This window comes from Onishia niordana (assembly GCF_004798965.1).
Lineage (GTDB): Bacteria > Pseudomonadota > Gammaproteobacteria > Pseudomonadales > Halomonadaceae > Onishia > Onishia niordana.
On sequence record NZ_SDSD01000049.1, the window covers coordinates 1 to 288 of the forward strand.

A 288-nucleotide genomic window follows, 5' to 3' on the forward strand; every position below is an offset into this window, starting at 1 on the left:
GGTTTAACATAGACGCCATTTTCAATCAATTTCTTAGAAAACTCTTGTGTTTTTGCTTCATCTCCAAGAATAACTGGTGTGATTGGTGTTTCAGATACACCTGTATCAAAGCCGACTTTTTGTAATTCTTCTTTGAAGTATTTTGCGTTGTCCCAAAGTGTTTCAACATACTCTGGATGATCATGCATTAAGACAAAGGCTTCTTTTGCTGCTGCAGCTGCACCCGGTGTCAATGAAGTTGAGAAAAGGAAAGGACGTCCTTGTGATTTAAGCCAGTCAACCAAAAGT

General features: G+C 38.9%; 1 protein-coding gene. It reads right to left on the reverse strand.

Going from position 1 to position 288, the window contains the following annotated elements; translation table 11 throughout:
- Window positions 1-288 (reverse strand): aminotransferase class I/II-fold pyridoxal phosphate-dependent enzyme (locus ETC27_RS17905; RefSeq protein ID WP_136256067.1); only part of this gene is annotated, 288 nt, incomplete at both ends.